This is a genomic window from Streptomyces roseochromogenus subsp. oscitans DS 12.976 (assembly GCF_000497445.1).
Lineage (GTDB): Bacteria > Actinomycetota > Actinomycetes > Streptomycetales > Streptomycetaceae > Streptomyces > Streptomyces oscitans.
Window position 1 is genome coordinate 8,076,498 of sequence record NZ_CM002285.1, and the last position, 18,197, is coordinate 8,094,694.

The following is an 18,197-nucleotide window of genomic DNA, read 5'->3' on the forward strand; positions in this document are numbered from 1 at the left end:
GGCGAGACAGAGCCGGCTGCCGGCCCCCTACCCCGGCGGGTACGGCAGGCCAGCCTGGCCCCGCAGCTCAAGCAGGACACCGCGCGGCCGGCCGAACGCGCGACGCGACCCGCCGACCGCGACGCCGATGAGGTCCGCAGCAGAATGGCCTCGCTCCAGCGCGGCTGGCAGCGCGGCCGCGAGGAGAACGCCGCGGGCGACGGCACCCAGAACACCACAGCACGAGGAACGACTAAGGGGGACGGTCGATGACCGCACCGAAGGCGACCGACCACTCGGAGACGAACAAGGGGGAGCTGAACTGGCTCCTGGACGATCTGGTCGACCGGGTCGCCAGCATCCGCAAGGCCGTCGTGCTGTCCGGCGACGGCCTGCCCACGGGTGTGTCCAAGGACCTGACCAGGGAGGACAGCGAGCATCTGGCCGCTGTCGCGTCCGGCTTCCACAGCCTCGCCAAGGGCGTCGGCCGCCACTTCGAAGCGGGCAGCGTACGGCAGACGGTGGTCGAGCTGGACGATGCCTTCCTGTTCGTCACCGCCGCCGGGGACGGCAGCTGCCTCGCGGTCCTCTCCGACGCCGACTCCGACGTCGGACAGGTCGCCTACGAGATGACGCTCCTGGTCAAGCGGGTCGGTGTGCATCTGGGCACCGCCCCGCGCACCGATCTGCCCGCAGGCGGGTAGTGGGATGACATGAGCACAGACGGTCAGGGAAGAAACCACTGGTTCGACGACGAAGCCGGACCGGTCGTCCGTCCGTACGCCATGACGCGCGGCCGCACCACGAGCCCGGCCCAGCACCGGCTCGACGTGATCGCGGTGGTCGTCACGGAACCGGACGTGGACGATCGGGAGACGGATCCGACGCTGTCGCCCGAACACGTGGAGATCGTCGGGCTCTGCCGCGACGCGCCGCAGTCGGTCGCCGAACTCGCCGCCGAACTCGCCCTGCCGATCGGCGTGGTGCGGGTCCTGATCGGCGACCTCGTGCACGCGGAACTGGTCCATGTCACGCGTCCGGTGCCCCCGGCCGAACTGCCGGACGAGAGTATTCTGCGCGACGTCATCAACGGCCTCCGGGCGCTGTGACGGGCGCGGGAACGGAGCACCGACATGACAGCACACGGCCACTGCCCCGGCGGCACGGCGGACTTCGTCCCGGGGCAGGCCGTCCGTACCGTCACCCGCCTCGGTCACGAGCTGCGGTCCTGCGGCGGTACGCGGCATCGAAACCCCCGGCGGCGGCCACGGTCGGCCGTCGCCCGACCCCCATCAAGCAGGAGAAGAGACCGATGATCTTCGGGCGTTCTGAGCGCGGCAAGCCCCCGGTCGAGCCCGTCACGCTCAAGATCCTGGTGGCGGGCGGCTTCGGCGTGGGCAAGACGACCCTCGTCGGAGCGGTCAGCGAGATCCGGCCGCTGCGCACCGAGGAGGTGCTCTCCGAGGCCGGACGCCCGGTCGACGACACCAGCGGTGTGGAGGCCAAGCACACCACCACCGTGGCCATGGACTTCGGCCGGATCACCCTGCGCGAGGACCTGGTGCTGTACCTCTTCGGCACGCCCGGACAGGAACGGTTCTGGTTCATGTGGGACGAGCTGTCCGAGGGCGCGCTCGGCGCCGTCGTCCTCGCCGACACCCGCCGGCTGGAGGACTGCTTCGCCGCCGTCGACTACTTCGAGCGGCGTTCCCTGCCCTTCCTCGTCTGCGTCAACTGCTTCGAGGGAGCGGCCCGTTACCCGATCGAGGCCGTACGGCAGGCCCTCGACCTGGACGACGACGTTCCTGTACTGCTCTGCGACGCGCGTGACCGGCAGTCGGTCAAGGAGGTGCTCATCGGAGTGGTCCAGCATGCGATGGACCACGCGACGGACCGCCGCGAGGCCGCCCTCAGCTGACCCACGAGGCACGGCCCCCTCGGCTGACCCACGAGGTACAGGCCCCGCGGCAGACCGACGAGGCACGCCCCTCCCGCTGACCGACGGGCACGGCCCGTACCCCCGCCGACCGGGGTACGGGCCGTGGTCCGGTGAGGAGCACTCCACGCGCGCGTGCGGCGGGCTCCGCTATGCGTCGTACTCCTTCTACGTACTTCTTCTACTTCTACGTACTCCTTCTACGCGCCGTCCTCCTCCAGCCACCCGAAGCTCTTCTCCACGGCCTTGCGCCAGTTGCGGTACTCGCGGTCGCGTACCGACGACTCCATCGCCGGTGTCCACTCCGCGTCCCGCTGCCAGTGGGACTTCAGCTCGTCCAGGTCGTTCCACACCCCTGTCGCCAGACCGGCCGCATAGGCGGCGCCCAGACAGGTCGTCTCCGACACCCGGGGCCGGACCACCGGCACGCCGAGGACGTCCGCCTGGTGCTGCATGAGCAGGTTGTTCTTGGTCATACCGCCGTCGACCTTCAACGTGGAGATCCGGACACCGGAGTCCTGATACATGGCGTCCACGACCTCACGGGTCTGCCAGCTCGTCGCTTCCAGCACCGCACGGGCGAGATGGGCCTTCGTGACGTACCGGGTGAGGCCGGTGACCACACCGCGCGCGTCGGAGCGCCAGTAGGGCGCGAACAGGCCCGAGAACGCGGGCACGATGTAGGCGCCGCCGTTGTCCTCGACGCTCGCCGCCAGTGTCTCGATCTCGTCGGCGGTGCGGATGATGCCGAGCTGGTCGCGGAACCACTGGACCAGCGCGCCCGTTATCGCTATGGACCCCTCCAGGCAGTACACCGGCGCCTCCGCGCCGATCTGGTAGCCCATCGTCGTCAGCAGCCCGTTCTTGGACGGCACCGGCCGGCTGCCGGTGTTCAGCAGCAGGAAACTGCCAGTGCCGTACGTGTTCTTCGCGGTGCCCACGTCGTAGCAGGCCTGCCCGAAGACGGCGGCCTGCTGGTCGCCCAGTGCGGAGGCCACGGGTACACCGGCGAGTTGGCCGACCGCCGTACCGTACACCTCGGCGGAGGACCTGATCTCGGGCAGGACCGCCCGGGGCACGTTCATGGCCGACAGGATGGCCGGATCCCACTGGAGGGTCTCCAGGTTCATCAGCATGGTGCGGCCGGCGTTGGTGACGTCGGTGACGTGCCGGCCGCCGTCGGGGCCACCGGTGAGGTTCCAGATCAGCCAGGAGTCGATGGTCCCGAAGGCGATCTCGCCGCGTTCGGCCCGCTCGCGCAGGCCCGGCACATGGTCCAGCAGCCAGGCCGCCTTGGGCCCGGAGAAGTAGCTGGCGAGCGGCAGCCCGGTCTGCTCGCGGAAACGGTCCTGGCCGTGCGCACCGCCCAGTTCGTCGCACAGCGCGGAGGTACGGGTGTCCTGCCAGACGATCGCGTTGTGCACGGGCTTGCCCGTGGCACGATCCCACAGGACCGTCGTCTCCCGTTGGTTGGTGATGCCGAGTGCGCTGAGCTGGTCGGCGCGCAGCCCGGCCTTGGCCAGTGCGCCGGCCACCACGGCCTGCACCTTGGACCAGATCTCGGTCGCGTCGTGCTCCACCCAGCCCGGTTTGGGGAAGATCTGGCGGTGTTCGCGCTGGTCGACGGCGACGATCGCGCCGCTGTGGTCGAAGACGATGCAGCGGCTGGACGTGGTGCCCTGGTCGATGGCGGCGACGTACTTCTCGGCGGTGTCCGTCATGGCTGTCCCTGGGTCGTGGGTCGGGTCGCTGGGTCAGAGGGCCGCGTCGTGGTCGGCGGGCAGAAGGCTGCGGGGACGTCGGCTCGGCAGGCCGCGTCGCGGTGGCCGGGTCAGAAGGCCGCGTTGTGGACGAGGCCCGCGAGCGCCCCGCCGATCAGCGGGCCGACCACCGGGATCCAGGCGTAACCCCAGTCGGACGTGCCCTTGTTCGGTATCGGCAGGAAGGTGTGCACGATGCGCGGGCCGAGGTCACGCGCCGGGTTGATGGCGTAGCCGGTGGGGCCGCCGAGGGAGAGGCCGATACCGACGACGAGCAGCGAGACGACCAGCACCGTGGTGCCGGACTCGCCGAGCCCCTTCGTCTGCCCGAAGGCGAGGATGGGCAGGACCAGGGCCATCGTCGCGATGACCTCGGTGATGAGGTTGGCGACCGGGTTCCGGATCTCCGGGATGGTGGAGAAGATGCCGAGGGTCGGCAGCGGCACGTCGTCGGTGTCCCCGCTCGCGCCCGCGTTGTTCTCGCTCGCACCCTGCGTGTACTCGCCCGTGCCCGCCCTGCGCACGTTGGCCTGGAACTGCGCGAAGTACACCAGGTAGGCGAGAACCGCGCCCAGCATCGCGCCGACCATCTCGCCCAGCAGATAGACCCAGACCTTGTCCCAGTTGCCGGTGTCCACGGCTATGCCGATGGTGACCGCGGGATTGAGCTGGCCACCGGAGAGGGGCGCCGCGGTGTACGCGCCCGCCAGAACGCCGAAGCCCCAGCCGAACGCGATGACGACCCAGCCCGATGCTCGCGCCTTGGAGTGTCTGAGAGTGACGGCGGCGCAGACACCGGCACCGAAAAGGATCAGGATCGCGGTGCCGATGACCTCGCCGACGAAGATGTGTCCGTTGCTCATAGCGGCTCCCTTGACGCCGGTCGGGGGCGCTCGGCCCCGGCTCTCCGTGCAGGAAGGTTCCCTTGGCGACGTCAGCCGAAGGCAGGGAGCCCCGCGCCCCGCCCGGCGTCCGTGACGAGCGTGCCGTCGCAGCCGTATCGCCAGGGGGACGGCCGTGGAGCAGGACAGACCCATGGCGCTGTGCCTGATAACACCGAGAATGTACGGCGATGTCGGCTGACACCGGGAAGTGTTCACCGGTGTCCCGGGGCCGTCAAGGTTGCCGACGGCGGCGGTGACAGCGACCTGCCCGGCGACCCCGCCCACTGCCGAGGGGCCTCAACGGACGCGTAGCGGGGCCTTAACGGCCGTGTGCAGGAAGAACGTTCACCACCCTGGCTCGGCGGCCGCGTATCCGGCCTGCGCCGGCGCCGCCCCCGGGCCGCGCCGGACCTCGTGACCGGGCAGCCCGGCGCGCCCGAGCACCCAGCTCGCCCCGCGCAGCGCCTTGGCCGCCTGTTTCAGCGGAGCGAGCTGGGCGGCGGCCTGGCGGTGGTCGCCCACGCTTCCCGGCGCGCACACGACGGTCGCGAGGGAGAGCGTGACCGGCCGGTCCGCCGCCGTCCACGGCGCGTCGAGCACGGCGCCGACCAGCGGACCGAGCGCCTCCTCCTCGGCCAGCACCAGGAAGTCGTCCCCGCCGATGTGCCCCACGCGCGCGTGCCCCGAGACCGCCTGCTGCAGCGCTCGCCCCACCGACCGGATCAGCTCGTCGCCGGCGGCGAACCCGGCACCGTCGTTGACCTGTTTGAAGTGATCGATGTCCAGCCAGCTGAGCGCGAAGGTCCGGCCGTCCGCGATCCACCGGTCCACCTCGCTCGTGATCGTGTCCGAACCGGGCAGCCGGGTCAGCGGATTGAGCCCGGCCGCCTCCTCGACCCGGCTCTCGGCCAGCGCCCGCACCAGGTCCGCGAGCCGTACGACGCCCACGCAGCGCCCGTGCCGGTCGACCACCGCGACATCGTCGGAGGTCCGGTCCCGGCCGCCGATCGCGACGACGTCCAGCACCTCCCAGGCGGTCGCGTCGACGCCGACCGTGCGGGGCGCGTCCCCCAGCTTGAAGGCCGGCCGGTCGGCGTACAGGGCGTGCCCGTACCGGCCGGACATCGACAGCAGGAAGCGCGAGCGGTGCACCGACCGCACGGGCCTGCCGGCCTGGTCCACCAGCAGTACACCGGACACGTCCGGGGATCCGGTCAGCAGCGCCCGCACCTGCCCCGCCGAGGCGGTCACCGGCAGTACGGCGGCCGGACGCACGAACTCCCGCACCGACGGCCCGGACCGGGGCACCGCGACCGCGCCGGGGGAGCGGGGCGGAACGTATACGTCCGCGGCGGGAATCCGGGCCGGCGGCGCGAACAACTCGCCCTGGGCCAGCTGCGCCCCGGCGGACAGCGCCGCCGTGTACTGCAGTTCGGTCTCCACTCCCTCCACCGCGACCAGGGCCCCCAGCTCCTCGCACAGGGTCCGCATCGCCCGCACCGCGGCCGGCCGGGACAGCAGAGAGGCGTCGAGCTTGACCAGGTCGGGGGAGAGATCGGTGAGCAGCCGCAGCGGTACGTCGCCGTCCCCGATGCCATCCGCGCTGATCCGGAACCCCTGCTCGCGCAGCGCGGCCACCGCCTCCAGCAGGGCCCGCTGCGGCACGTGCGTGTACGGCGGGACGATGTCCAGCGTCACCTCCCAGGGCATGCGCCCGGCTGCCCGCACGGCGTTGTGCAGCGGCCTGAGGCCACCGAGGTCGGCGAGCGTGGCCGCGAACACGTTGAGGTGCAGCGGCAGCAGGGTCTCCTTGCGTGTCACCGCATGGAGTGCCAACACCGTGAGCTTTCCGTCGAGTTCGGGGTCCCTGCGGGCCTCGGCCAGGATGTCACCGGTCTCCGGGCGGGCCAGCGTCTCCAGTGCGGTGACCGCGCCCGTCCTCAGGTTGACCACTGGCTGGAAGGCGAAGCGGAGAGTGTCCGTCCAGGAGTGCACGGGAGCATGATTGCGCCGCCCAGAGGCGCCCAAGGCCAGTTCATAAGACGTTCACGCAGGATTCCGGGGTGGTCACACAGCGTGGACGACCTCAGCGGCCCCTGCTGTCACACCATGCTCTCCTCTCTCCGTCACCGCACCGCCACCACCGACGATCCATGCCCGAACAGCCCCTGGTTGGCGGAGATCCCCACGCGCGCGTCGGCGATCTGGCGGTCGCCCGCCGCGCCTCTCAACTGCCAGGTCAGCTCGCACACCTGGGCGATGGCCTGCGCCGGCACCGCCTCCCCGAACGAGGCCAGCCCGCCACTTGCGTTGACGGGTGTACGGCCGCCCGGCGCCGTAGCCCCCTCCCGCAGCAGCTTCGCCCCCTCGCCCTCGCCGCACAGTCCCAGATCCTCGTACCACTGCAACTCCAGCGCGGTGGACAGGTCGTAGACCTCGGCCAGGGACAGGTCCTCCGGGCCGACGCCGGCCTCCTCGTAGGCCGCTCGGGCGATGGACGCCCGGAAGGTCTCACCCGCGACCTCCGCGGTGGCTGCGGAGTCCGTGGCGATGTCCGGCAGGTCCAGCACCGTGTTCGGGAAGCGCGGGGTCACCGTCGACACCGCCCGGATCCGCACTGGCCGGGCGACTCCGTGCCGCCGCGCGAAGTCCATGCTGGAGAGCACCAGGGCCGCGCCGCCGTCCGAGGTGGCGCAGATGTCCAGCAGCCGCAGCGGATCGGCGACCACCGCGGAGGCGGCGACCTCCTCGGCGGTGACCCGCTTGCGGTAGCGGGCGTACGGGTTGAGCGCGCCCATCGCGGCGTTCTTCACCTTGACCAGCGCGAAGTCCTCCGGGGTGTCCCCATGCACCGCCATCCGCCGCCGCGCGTACAGCCCGAAGTACGTCGGATTCGTCGCGCCCAGCAGCCGGAAGCGGAGCCAGTCCGGATCATCCGGACGCTCCCCGCCCGCCGGCCGGAAGAAGCCCTTGGGTGCCGCGTCCGCCCCCACCACGAGGGCGACGTCCGCGAGCCCGGCCAGTATCTGCGCCCGTGCCGCGGCTATCGCCTGTGCCCCGGAAGCGCACGCCGCGTACACACTCGCCACCCTGGCCCCCTGCCAGCCCAAGGCCTTGGCGAACGTGGCTCCCGCCACATACCCGGGATATCCGCCACGCACCGTGTCCGCGCCCACGATCGAGCCGATGTCCCGCCAGTCGAGCCCGGCGTCAGCGAGCGCCTCGCGGGCCGCTGCCGTCCCGTACTCCACGAAGGAGCGCCCCCATTTGCCCCATGGGTGCATGCCCGCGCCGAGCACCGCCACGTCCCTCGTCATGCCCTCACCCCCGTCGGCCGCCAGTGCCAGGTCGTCCAGGTCGTCTCCGCGTCCTCGTGGAGCACTCCGGGGACGACCTCCACCTCCATGCCCACCGTCAGATCGGCGACGGTCACCCCGGGAGCCGCCTGTCCGAGCACCACGAGCCGCTCGGCTGCCAGCTCCACCGCGATCAACGCGTACGGCTCCCACGGAAGTTCCGGATTACTCACATAGGGTGACGGCGGACGATAGCGACTGTCCGTGTACGACCAGATGTGCCCCTTTCGCGACAGGGGAACTTCCTCCAGGGAGCCGCCGGTGCAATACGGATTGCGACAGTGGGCGTCCTCGCGCGGGAAGAACACCGTGGTGCAGGACGAGCAGCGGGTGCCCAGGAGCCGGAAGCCGACCCCGTCACCGACGAACCAGCCGGCGGCCGCAGGTGTACCTCTCCGAGACAAAGCCCCTCCCTGTCGTGAGATCTGACGGATCGTCAGAAGTGTGTCATGGGTATCCGGAAATGGGCAGGGCGGAGACATGACACGACTCACTCGTGCAGTCCGCGGTCTCGTCACCACCCTCGCCGCCGTGCTGGCCGTGACCGCCGCCTCCGCCACCGCCCAGGCGAAGCCCGAACCCAGGGCGCCGAAGGACTTCGTCGCCCTGAGAACCGTGGACCCGACGATCATCCAGGAGATCCGCTACTTCACCCCGCACAACTTCGTCGGCCGGCGCATCGACGGCTACGACCAGCCGATCTGCATCCTCACCCGCCCCGCCGCCGAAGCCCTTCACACGGCGCAGCGCGCACTGCTGCGCAGGGGCTACACCCTCAAGGTCTACGACTGCTACCGGCCGCAGCGGGCCGTGAACCACTTTGTCCGTTGGGCCAAGGATCTCGATGATCAGGCGACGAAGAGCGAGTTCTACCCGAACGTCGACAAGACCCGGCTGTTCGAGGACGGTTACATCGCCGAGAAGTCCGGCCACAGCCGCGGCTCGACCATGGACCTGACGATCGTGAAGCTCCCCGCGAGGCCGACCCGGCCGTACCACCCGGGACAGCCGCTCGTGCCGTGCTTCGCGCCCAAAGACGAGCGGTTCCCCGACAACTCCGTCGACATGGGTACCGGATTCGACTGCTTCGACACCCTCGCGCACACCCTCGACCCGCGCATCCAGGGCGAGCAGCGCGCCAACCGCCTGCTGCTCAAGAACACCATGGAGGGCGCCGGATTCGTGAACCTCGCCGAGGAGTGGTGGCACTACACCTACGAGCCGGAGCCGTATCCGGACACCTATTTCGACTTCCCCGTGTCCTGTAGGTCGCTCATCAAGGGCGACTGAGCAGCCTATGGAAGAGGGTCCTCTTTCGATCGGATACAGTCCGCGCGTGTCCGAAACTCAGCACTCAACTGTCAACTCCGCACCGGACTCGCACTGTTCGAGTTGCGGAGCGCCCTATGGGGAAGGCGTTTCCGGCTGGCCGCGCACCTGCCCCTCCTGCGGGGCCGTCGCCTACCGCAATCCGCTGCCGGTCGCGATCGCGCTCCAGCCCGTGTACGACACCAAGGGCACCGCCCTGGTCGTCATCACCCGCACCATCGCCCCCGCGCGCGGAGGCACCGCCCTTCCCGGCGGCTACATCGACGACCGCGAAGACTGGAAACAGGCCGTCGTACGCGAGCTCAAGGAGGAGACCGGCATCGACGCGGCAGCGCGCGACGTACGGCTCGTGGACGCCATGAGCTCGCCCGACGGGCATCTGCTGCTGTTCGGACTCCTCCCGGAGCGCCCGGTGGAGGGACTCCCGCCCGCCGGCCCCACGGACGAGACCGAGGGCTGGCGGCTGCTGCGCAGGCCCGAGGAACTCGCCTTCCCGCTGCACACCGTGGCCGTACGGGCCTGGTTCGAGGGTCGTTACGTCTGAGCCGCGCGGCTCAGTCCAGCCCCCGTACCCGCACCGGGTGGGTCGGCGCGGCGGAGCCGTTCTCCCGCACCCGGGTGACCACCACCCCACGGCCCTGCCGGCGGGCGACGTAACGTTCGATCTCCGGTTCGTCCCACCCGTCGCCCGCGTCCGGCACGACCAGACCGCCCCCGGTCCGGCCGCGCGCGGGTGCCCACACCTCCAGTTCGAGGCCGCCGTCGGCACCGCGCACGGGAATGACCGCACCCGCGCGCGCGAACACCGGTATCCGCGACAGCGGCGCGTCGACGAGCACCTGTGCCGGCCCCTCGTACGCCTCCTCCGTCACCGTGTCGTACCAGCGCCCGCGCGGCAGCTGCACCGCACGCCGGTCGGCACCCGGGGCCAGCACCGGAGCCACCAGCAGACCGTCCCCGAGCAGAAACGTGTCCTCGCAGTCCCGCAGCGCCCGGTCCTCCGGGGCCCCCCACCACACCGGCCGCACATAGGGCGCGCCGGTGCGCCGGGCCAGATGCGCCAGCGTCATGAAGTACGGCAGCAGCCGCCGCCGTTCCAGCAGCGCCACGCGCGCGTGCTCCAGCACCTCGGCACCGAACTCCCAGGGCTCCCGGCGCCCCGCCCGCAGACTCGCATGGGTGCGGAACAGCGGCAGATACGCGCCGAGCTGGAACCACCTCAGATACAGCTCCGGTGAGGGGCTGCCGTCGAAACCGCCCACGTCCGGGCCCGAGTACGGCACCCCGCACAGTCCGAGCCCCAGCACCAGCGCCAGGGACGCCCGCAGCCCCGGCCAGCCCGTCGCCACGTCCCCGGACCACGTGCCCCCGTACCGCTGCAGCCCCGCCCAGCCGGAGCGCGAGAACAGGAACGGCCGCCGCTCGGGCGCCAGCTCGCGCAGCGCTTCGTAGCCCGCCCGGGCCATACACAGCGCATACACGTTGTGTGCTTCCCGGTGATCGCCCCCGCGTCCCTCCAGGGCGTGCCGGGCCGAACGCGGCAGGGTCGGCTCGCCGAAGGCGTTGAACGACGTCGGCTCATTCATGTCGTGCCAGAACCCCGCGAAGCCCTGCCCCAGCCGCTCCTCGTACAGCCCGCCCCACCACTTGCGCACGCCCGCGTGCGTGAAGTCCGGGAAGGCCGACTCGCCGGCCCACACCACACCGCGCACCGTGCGCCCGGAGGGGTCCCGCACGAACGCGTCCACGGCCGTACCGCTGTCGTACACGGCGTTGCCCGGCGTCGCCTTCACCGCCGGATCGACGATCGACACCAGCCGGATCCCGTCCCGCCGCAGCTCCTCGGCGAGTTGGGGCAGTTCCGGAAAACGCTCCCGGTCGACCGTGAACACCTGGTGGTCGTCGTAGTGGTCGATGTCCAGGTGCACGGCGTCCAGCGGCAGCCCGTGCCGCTGGTAGCCCGCGACGATCCGGCGCATCTCCTGCTCGCTGCCGAAGCCCCACCGCGCGTGATGGTGCCCCAGCGCCCACGCGGGCGGCAGCGCGGGCGCACCCGTCAGCGAGGCCCAGGTGTGCAGCACGCGCGCGGGGGTGCCCACCATCACCCAGCAGCGCAGCGGACCGCCGTCCATCCGTACCTCGCAGCGCCCCGCGCGGTCGTGCCCGGACCCGGCGCCCTCCTCGCCCTCCCGCAGCACCACCGTGCCGTCCCACGTGGTGTCGTGGAACACAAGATGCGTGCCGGCATCGGCCACCACGAGCTGCACCGGCATCGTCAGATACAGCGGATCGTCGCCGGGGCCGAACGCCCGGCCGGGATCGGTGTTCCACAGCCGGTACGTGCCGTCCCGCAGCCGGGGCCCGGACGCCCGGCCGCCCAGACCGAAGAAGCGGGCGTCGGCCGCCACCTCCGAGCGCTGCATCCACCGTGCCGTGCCCCCGCCGACCGGCTCCCACCAGCGCGGCGGAAGATCGCGGCGCAGGGTCACACCGCCGGGCGTGCACACCTCCACCGCGCCGTGCCGCGAGACGGTGACCGTGGCCCGCTCGGCGACCACCCGCCAGCCACCGTCCTTGTCCGGCTCCAGCACAGCCCGCGGATCCGGCTCCGGGCTCTCCCCCAGCGCGTACGACGGCTGGGGGCCCGCCCCGTCCCACCCCCAGAACACCGCCCCGTTCACCGCGACCGTGATCCGCAGCTCGGACCGGCCGAACCGGATCAGCCCGCCACCCGGCCCCGGCTCCGCGCCCTGCACCTGACCCGGAACCCGCGCACGCTCGGCGCCCCGCCGCGGCAACCCGGCAGCGTCGATCCGCCGCCTGCGCCACGCTGCCCGTACGGTACGCAACCCCCGAGCCGCCCTCCCCGAACCCACCACACTCACCGAACGCACCAGGTCACGACCGTCCATGCTGCTCACCCTGCCACTGAGCGCCCCACGCGTGCGTGTCGTTCAACTGCCGTTCACCCGTGCCGGGACCACATCTTCACGACACGGACTATGTGGGGCGCGCCCTGGTGTAGAAGTCGATCACATGGCATCGTCCCTGTCAGCCGCGTCACGCGCACACCCCAGCCCGTGCGCGGACCGACGCCCACGACGCGCACAGCCCGGGAGCCGCCCCCATGTCGACCGCGAACCCCCAGCCGCTCTGGCAGCCCGATCCCGAGCGGATCGCCCAGGCCCGCATCACCCAGTTCCAGGCGTGGGCCGCCGAACACCACGGCGCCCCGGCCGAGGGCGGCTACCCCGCCCTGCACCAGTGGTCCGTCGACCACCTGGAGACCTTCTGGGAAGCCGTCACGGAGTACTTCGACGTACGGTTCTCGACGCCCTACGCGCGCGTGCTCGGCGACCGCTCGATGCCGGGCGCCCAGTGGTTCCCCGGAGCCACCCTCAACTACGCCGAACACGCCCTGCGCACCGCGGCCGACCGCGCGGACCGACCCGCCCTCCTGTACGTCGACGAGACCCACGAACCCCGCCCGGTGACCTGGGCCGACCTGCGCCGCCAGGTCGGCTCCCTCGCGGCCGGACTCCGCGCCCTCGGCGTCCGCCCCGGCGACCGTGTCAGCGGCTACCTGCCCAACATCCCCCAGTCCGTCGTCGCCCTGCTCGCCACGGCCGCCGTAGGCGCCGTATGGACCTCCTGCGCCCCCGACTTCGGCGCCCGCAGCGTCCTCGACCGCTTCCAGCAGGTCGAACCCGTCGTCCTGTTCACCGTCGACGGCTACCGCTACGGCGGCAAGGAGCACGACCGCCGCGAGATCGTCGCCGAGCTGCGCCGTGAGCTGCCCACCGTGCGCGCCGTCGTCCACATCCCGCTGCTCGGCACCGACGCCCCGGAAGGTGCCCTGGAGTGGTCGGCGCTGACGGCGGGGGACACCGAGCCCGTCTTCGAGCAGGTGCCCTTCGACCACCCGCTGTGGGTGCTGTACTCCTCCGGCACGACCGGCCTGCCCAAGGCCATCGTCCAGTCCCAGGGCGGCATCCTGGTCGAACACCTCAAACAGCTCGGCCTGCATTGCGACCTCGGCCCTGAGGATCGTTTCTTCTGGTACACCTCGACCGGCTGGATGATGTGGAACTTCCTCGTCTCCGGCTTGCTCACGGGCACGACGATCGTCCTCTACGACGGCAGCCCCGGCTACCCGGACACCGGCGCCCAGTGGCGGATCGCCGAGTGCACCGCAGCCACCCTCTTCGGCACCTCCGCCGCCTACGTCATGGCTTGCCGCAAGGCCGGTGTCCACCCGGCGCGCGACTTCGACCTGTCCACGGTGAAGTGCGTCGCCACCACCGGCTCACCGCTGCCGCCCGACGGCTTCCGCTGGCTGCACGACGAGTTCGCGCAGAGCGGGGCCGACCTGTGGATCGCCTCCGTCAGCGGCGGCACCGACGTCTGCTCCTGCTTCGCCGGCGGCGTACCGACGCTCCCCGTCTACACCGGCGAACTCCAGGCACCCGGACTCGGCACCGACCTGCAGGCCTGGGACCCGAACGGCAACCCGGTCATCGACGAGGTCGGCGAGCTCGTCGTCACCAACCCCATGCCCTCCATGCCGATCCGCTTCTGGAACGACCCCGACGGCAGTCGCTACCACGACAGCTACTTCGACACCTACCCCGGTGTCTGGCGGCACGGCGACTGGATCACCCTCACCTCACGCGGCACCGTGATCATCCACGGCCGCTCCGACTCCACCCTCAACCGGCAGGGCGTGCGCATGGGCTCGGCCGACATCTACGAGGTCGTCGAGCGCCTGCCCGAGATCAGGGAATCCCTCGTCATCGGCATCGAACAGCCCGACGGCGGCTACTGGATGCCGCTGTTCGTGCACCTCGCGCCGGGCGCCGTGCTCGACGAGGCACTCCTGAACCGCATCAAGCAGACCATCCGTGAACAGCTCTCGCCACGCCACGTACCCGACGAGATCATCGAGGTGCCCGGCATCCCGCACACCCTCACCGGCAAGCGCATCGAGGTCCCCGTCAAGCGCCTCCTGCAGGGCACGCCCCTGGAGAAGGCGGTCAACCCCGGCTCCATCGACAACCTCGCCCTGCTCGACTTCTACGAGGAACTCGCCCGCAAGCGCGCCTGACCCCACGGGCACCCCATAGCCGGCCTCGGACTCGCCCAGCACGGCAGCGAAGCCCGAGGCCGGCCGCCCACCAACGGCCGGCTCCAACCCGGCGACGGTGATCCGCACGCCCGGCCCGCAGGACAGACGGAACCCCGCCCCTGCCGCGCCCCGGCAGCCGCTCGACCGTAGCCATGCACCACGCCCGGCTCGTCGCGCACGGGCACCCACAGGTTCAAACCGCCCCCGACCGTCTCCGGCGCCACCACCCGCCGCGACCTGCGTACTCCAGCACCGCCTGGTCCGCGACCGCCGCCGGCGGAGTCCGTTGTCAGTGCCGCCGGTTACGGTGAGTGAGCATTGATCGACTGCGCACTTTGGGGGAAACATGGCGCACACCGACCACCAGACCCTGCGACGCGTCCTGCGTCGCGAGATCGCCGGCACCATCGGCCTGCTCACCGACGAACACGACTTCCGCGCCATGCGGCGCTACCGCAGCTTCACCTTCGACGACCACGCGACCTACCTCCAACAGGTCGAGTCCGTCCTCAAGACCCGAGCCGCCCAGGGCACCCACACCACACTCGCCCTCTTCGACCCCGAGGACTACGCCGACTACTGCGCGCAAGCCGGCCTCGACCCGGAAGCCCCGGCCAGCCGGACCCGGTTCACCGCCGAACTCGCGGCCACGGGCCCCACGATCCCCTACGACGGCCGACCCCTCGCCACCCTCGTACCGGCCCTCGTGGACGAAGCCGTACGACAGGCCACATGGGAGTACGCGACCACCCTGCTTTCCCGCCTCGGCCCCTGCCCCACCTGCGGCGAGGACATCGGCAGGGCGGGCTTCACCCGCGCCTCCGATCTCGTCGTCCGCATCCTCGACACCGCACCACCGGGCGACCGGCACCTCGTGTGCAGTGTCTCCGGACCACCGGACACCGTCGTCTCCGTCCTGCACGGTGACCAGGACAGCCACGGCGACACCCGCCTCGACGAGGCCGAAGCCCTGGAATTCACCAGCGTCCTCGCCCTTGGCCTCGCGACCCGCAGCCCCGGTGGGCTCGTCCTGCGCACCAGCGCCCCGGGCACCACCGACCGCGTCTACGGCTGGCGACTGCGCGCCGGCACCCTCGAACCCCTCACCGCCTCGGAGGTGTTCGACGCTTACTGCACCGACGTCGAATCCGGAGACCTCATCTCCCCGGAATCCGGCGTCGACTACTGCGAACCTCCCGACCTCGGAGAGGAGAACACAGCACCGGGCCACCGCCACTGAACGCGCCAGGGGCGCCCCACCCGAAGGCGGGACGCCCCTGAACCCGGCACACCGGACGCACCGGCACGGCTACTCGCCGGAGAGCACCGCCTGAGCCGCGCTGCGCGCCTCCTCGGCGCTCTCCGCGGCACGCGCGGCCGCCGCGGCCCGCTCGCACTGCGCCAGCGTGTACTTCGCCAGCGTCGCCCGGACATAAGGAATCGACGCCGAACCCATGGACAGGGAGGTGACACCCAGACCGGTCAGCACACAGGCCAGCAGCGGGTCGGACGCGGCCTCACCGCACACACCACAGCTCTTGCCCTCGGCCTTGGCCGACTCCGCCGACAGCGCGACCAGATCCAGCAGCGCCGGCTGCCACGGGTCCTGAAGCCGGGACACCGCGCCCACCTGCCGGTCGGCCGCGAACGTGTACTGCGCGAGGTCATTGGTCCCCAGCGACAGGAACTCGACCTCCTGCAGGATCGAACGCGCCCGCAGCGCGGCCGACGGGATCTCCACCATCGCGCCGAACTTCGCCTGCAGCCCCGCCTCACGGCAGGCGTCCGCGAACGCCTTCGCGTCCTTGCGGTCCGCCACCATCGGCGCCATGACCTCGAGGTAGACGGGCAGCCCCTCGGCGGCCTTCGCCAGCGCGGTCAGCTGCGTCCGCAGGATCTCGGGATGGTCCAGCAGCGTACGCAGACCCCGCACGCCGAGCGCCGGGTTCGGCTCGTCGGCCGGCGTCAGGAAGTCCAGCGGCTTGTCCGCTCCGGCGTCCAGCACCCGCACGACCACACGGCCCTCGGGGAACGCCTCCAGCACCTGCCGGTAGGCCTGTACCTGCTTCTCTTCGGAAGGAGCGTTCTTGCTGTCGTCCAGAAACAGGAACTCGGTACGGAACAGACCGACACCCTCGGCCCCGGCCTCCACCGCGGCCGGTACGTCCGCCGGCCCGCCCACGTTGGCCAGCAGCGGCACCTTGTGCCCGTCCGCGGTCGCACCCGGCCCGGTCGAGGCGGCCAGCGCGGCCTTCCGCGCGGCGGCCGCGGCCTCCAGCTCCGCCTTCTTCGCCTCACTCGGGTTCACGAAGATGTCGCCGGTGCTGCCGTCGACGGCGATCACCGTGCCCTCGGCCAGCTCACCGGCACCCGGCAGCGCCACGACCGCCGGCACCCCCAGCGCCCGCGCCAGGATCGCGCTGTGGCTGGTCGGCCCGCCCTCCTCGGTCACGAAACCGAGCACCAGAGACGGGTCCAGCAGCGCGGTGTCGGCAGGAGCCAGGTCCCGCGCCACGAGCACATACGGCTGGTCGCTGTCCGGCACACCCGGCATAGGAACGCCCAGCAGCCGGGCGACGATACGATTCCGCACGTCATCGAGGTCGGCCACCCGGCCGGCGAGGTACTCACCGGCAGCGGCCAGCAGCTCGCGGTACGCCGCGAAGGCGTCGTACACCGCACGCTCGGCCGTGCTGCCGACGGCGATCCGCCGGTCCACGTCCGCCATCAGCTCGGGGTCCTGCGCCATCATGGCCTGCGCCTCGAGCACGGCCTGGGCCTCGCCCCCCGCCAGATTGCCGCGCGCCATCAGATCGGCGGCGACGGCGTCCACGGCCTGGCGGACGCGCCCCTGCTCCCGCTCGGCCTCTTCCACGGGAATCTGCTTGGCCGGCGGCTCCAGCACCGCCGTACCCATGTGCCGAACCTCGCCGATGGCCACGCCATGGCTCACGCCCACGCCTCGCAGCGTTGTCTCCATCTCACCCGTCTCCGATAGTGCGGCGGGTCCCGCCGCCGCGATGGTTGTCCTGATCGCCGTCCGCAGACGGCATTGCCGTCAGTTCCAGGCGAAGAGGCTGTCGCCGGCCTTCACGTCTCCGCTGTCACGGAGGTCGGAGAGGGACTCGGCCGTGGCTTCGAGAGCGACGACGGGGCAGACCGGTGACTTGCCGGCGGCCTCCACGGCGGCGGGGTTCCAGCGCACGATGGCCTGGCCGCGCGTCACGCTGTCCCCCTTGTTGACGAGCAGCTCGAAACCCTCGCCGTTGAGCTGCACGGTGTCGATGCCGAGATGGGTGAGCACGCCGTGCCCACTCTCGTCCACTACGACGAAGGCGTGCGGGTGCAGGGAGACGATGACGCCGTCCACGGGGGCGACGGCCTCGGACGCCTCACGCACGGGGTCGATCGCGGTGCCCGGGCCGACCATGGCCCCGGAGAAGACCGGATCCGGCACCTCGGCCAGTCCGATGGCACGTCCGGCAAGAGGGGACGTCACGGTGGTCATGGGAAGCCTCCCAAGGAGTGGAGCTGCTTGCGGGCCGTCACTGCCTGTCCCGGACGGCACACTGAGCAGCAGCGTATGTCATATGAAGTGGCGGTTCCGTTTAGAAGCTACCAGTTGGTGGTCTAGACCACCACCCCCGTGGATTTGCACGGCCTTCAAGACTCCGTGTACAGTCGTACTCCTGCCTGGGACGGAGGAACGCGAGAGCGTCCTCGCCTGGCAGAACTCAAACTCGTCAGATCCTATCTCTGGATCCGCTTCTGCATGTCCGCAGGAGGGTGGTCAGAGAGCCGGAAAAACCCTGATAGAGTTTGAAGCAT

The 18,197-nt window shown here is 71.2% G+C and carries 16 protein-coding genes; 8 read left to right on the plus strand and 8 right to left on the minus strand.

Going from position 1 to position 18,197, the window contains the following annotated elements:
* From M878_RS99070 to M878_RS84625, 4 genes are all read left to right on the plus strand, one after another.
* Positions 1-252: hypothetical protein (locus M878_RS99070; protein WP_209445582.1), on the plus strand; the 252-nt coding region annotated here is incomplete at its 5' end.
* On the plus strand, positions 249-683 hold the full coding sequence (locus M878_RS84615) for a roadblock/LC7 domain-containing protein (RefSeq protein WP_023552201.1): 435 nt from the start codon (positions 249-251) through the stop codon (positions 681-683). The genes M878_RS99070 and M878_RS84615, both read left to right, overlap by 4 nt.
* Positions 684-692: 9 nt before the next feature.
* Positions 693-1,088, plus strand: a complete 396-nt coding sequence (locus M878_RS84620) for a DUF742 domain-containing protein (protein ID WP_023552202.1) — start codon at positions 693-695, stop codon at positions 1,086-1,088.
* Between the two features lie 203 nt (positions 1,089-1,291).
* A complete protein-coding gene (locus tag M878_RS84625) occupies positions 1,292-1,897 on the plus strand; it encodes a GTP-binding protein (RefSeq protein ID WP_023552203.1) in 606 nt (201 codons plus the stop codon).
* Positions 1,898-2,115: 218 nt separating this feature from the next.
* Here the strand turns inward: M878_RS84625 and glpK are convergent, their stop codons facing one another.
* The 5 genes from glpK to M878_RS49620 all read right to left on the minus strand — a co-directional run bounded on the left by glpK (position 2,116) and on the right by M878_RS49620 (position 8,319).
* Positions 2,116-3,636 (minus strand): glycerol kinase GlpK, encoded by a 1,521-nt coding sequence (gene glpK / locus M878_RS84630; protein WP_023552204.1) that lies wholly within the window; start codon positions 3,634-3,636, stop codon positions 2,116-2,118.
* Positions 3,637-3,746: 110 nt separating this feature from the next.
* Positions 3,747-4,538 (minus strand): MIP/aquaporin family protein, encoded by a 792-nt coding sequence (locus M878_RS84635; RefSeq protein WP_023552205.1) that lies wholly within the window; start codon positions 4,536-4,538, stop codon positions 3,747-3,749.
* A 366-nt stretch (positions 4,539-4,904) separates the two neighbouring features.
* Complete coding sequence (locus tag M878_RS84640; protein WP_023552206.1) at positions 4,905-6,554, minus strand: GGDEF domain-containing protein; 1,650 nt, start codon at positions 6,552-6,554, stop codon at positions 4,905-4,907.
* Between the two features lie 131 nt (positions 6,555-6,685).
* Positions 6,686-7,876, minus strand: a complete 1,191-nt coding sequence (locus M878_RS84645) for a lipid-transfer protein (protein WP_023552207.1) — start codon at positions 7,874-7,876, stop codon at positions 6,686-6,688.
* Positions 7,873-8,319, minus strand: a complete 447-nt coding sequence (locus M878_RS49620) for a Zn-ribbon domain-containing OB-fold protein (protein WP_031226719.1) — start codon at positions 8,317-8,319, stop codon at positions 7,873-7,875. Before M878_RS49620 ends, M878_RS84645 begins: the two co-directional genes overlap by 4 nt.
* A 76-nt stretch (positions 8,320-8,395) precedes the next feature.
* On the opposite strand from M878_RS49620, the gene M878_RS84650 reads away from it, so the two are divergent.
* Both M878_RS84650 and M878_RS49625 read left to right on the plus strand, forming a co-directional pair.
* Positions 8,396-9,205, plus strand: coding sequence for a M15 family metallopeptidase (locus M878_RS84650; RefSeq protein ID WP_023552209.1), 810 nt, complete (start codon positions 8,396-8,398; stop codon positions 9,203-9,205).
* A gap of 46 nt (positions 9,206-9,251) precedes the next feature.
* Positions 9,252-9,788: an NUDIX domain-containing protein gene (locus tag M878_RS49625; RefSeq protein ID WP_031226721.1), complete on the plus strand. Its 537-nt coding sequence runs from the start codon at positions 9,252-9,254 to the stop codon at positions 9,786-9,788.
* A 10-nt stretch (positions 9,789-9,798) separates the two neighbouring features.
* Here M878_RS49625 and M878_RS84655 read toward each other — a convergent pair whose 3' ends face one another.
* On the minus strand, positions 9,799-12,156 hold the full coding sequence (locus tag M878_RS84655; RefSeq protein ID WP_031226724.1) for a glycoside hydrolase family 31 protein: 2,358 nt from the start codon (positions 12,154-12,156) through the stop codon (positions 9,799-9,801).
* Positions 12,157-12,371: 215 nt separating this feature from the next.
* Between M878_RS84655 and M878_RS84660 the strand changes: the two genes are divergently transcribed.
* Together M878_RS84660 and M878_RS84665 are read left to right on the plus strand one after the other, a co-directional pair.
* Positions 12,372-14,348: an acetoacetate--CoA ligase gene (locus tag M878_RS84660; protein ID WP_023552212.1), complete on the plus strand. Its 1,977-nt coding sequence runs from the start codon at positions 12,372-12,374 to the stop codon at positions 14,346-14,348.
* 367 nt (positions 14,349-14,715) lie between these two features.
* Positions 14,716-15,609: a hypothetical protein gene (locus M878_RS84665; protein WP_023552213.1), complete on the plus strand. Its 894-nt coding sequence runs from the start codon at positions 14,716-14,718 to the stop codon at positions 15,607-15,609.
* 69 nt (positions 15,610-15,678) lie between these two features.
* Here the strand turns inward: M878_RS84665 and ptsP are convergent, their stop codons facing one another.
* Both ptsP and M878_RS84675 read right to left on the minus strand, forming a co-directional pair.
* Positions 15,679-17,349 carry a phosphoenolpyruvate--protein phosphotransferase gene (ptsP, locus tag M878_RS84670; protein ID WP_031226726.1) on the minus strand — a complete coding sequence of 557 codons (1,671 nt, stop codon included), beginning with the start codon at positions 17,347-17,349 and terminating at the stop codon, positions 15,679-15,681.
* 78 nt (positions 17,350-17,427) lie between these two features.
* The gene (locus tag M878_RS84675; RefSeq protein WP_023552215.1) at positions 17,428-17,877 is read right to left on the minus strand and encodes a PTS sugar transporter subunit IIA; all 450 of its coding nucleotides are present in this window, start codon (positions 17,875-17,877) and stop codon (positions 17,428-17,430) included.
* Between the last annotated feature and the right edge of the window lie 320 nt (positions 17,878-18,197).

Excerpts from the sequence above, each read along its gene's own strand:
- glpK (WP_023552204.1), bottom strand. The coding sequence starts at position 3,636 with ATGACGGACACCGCCGAGAAGTACGTCGCCGCCATCGACCAGGGCACC.
- M878_RS84635 (WP_023552205.1), bottom strand. The coding sequence starts at position 4,538 with ATGAGCAACGGACACATCTTCGTCGGCGAGGTCATCGGCACCGCGATC.
- M878_RS84620 (WP_023552202.1), top strand. The coding sequence starts at position 693 with ATGAGCACAGACGGTCAGGGAAGAAACCACTGGTTCGACGACGAAGCC.
- M878_RS84655 (WP_031226724.1), bottom strand. The coding sequence starts at position 12,156 with ATGGACGGTCGTGACCTGGTGCGTTCGGTGAGTGTGGTGGGTTCGGGG.
- M878_RS84650 (WP_023552209.1), top strand. The coding sequence starts at position 8,396 with ATGACACGACTCACTCGTGCAGTCCGCGGTCTCGTCACCACCCTCGCC.
- ptsP (WP_031226726.1), bottom strand. The coding sequence starts at position 17,349 with ATGGAGACAACGCTGCGAGGCGTGGGCGTGAGCCATGGCGTGGCCATC.
- M878_RS84645 (WP_023552207.1), bottom strand. The coding sequence starts at position 7,876 with ATGACGAGGGACGTGGCGGTGCTCGGCGCGGGCATGCACCCATGGGGC.
- M878_RS84615 (WP_023552201.1), top strand. The coding sequence starts at position 249 with ATGACCGCACCGAAGGCGACCGACCACTCGGAGACGAACAAGGGGGAG.
- M878_RS84665 (WP_023552213.1), top strand. The coding sequence starts at position 14,716 with ATGGCGCACACCGACCACCAGACCCTGCGACGCGTCCTGCGTCGCGAG.
- M878_RS84625 (WP_023552203.1), top strand. The coding sequence starts at position 1,292 with ATGATCTTCGGGCGTTCTGAGCGCGGCAAGCCCCCGGTCGAGCCCGTC.
- M878_RS84660 (WP_023552212.1), top strand. The coding sequence starts at position 12,372 with ATGTCGACCGCGAACCCCCAGCCGCTCTGGCAGCCCGATCCCGAGCGG.
- M878_RS84675 (WP_023552215.1), bottom strand. The coding sequence starts at position 17,877 with ATGACCACCGTGACGTCCCCTCTTGCCGGACGTGCCATCGGACTGGCC.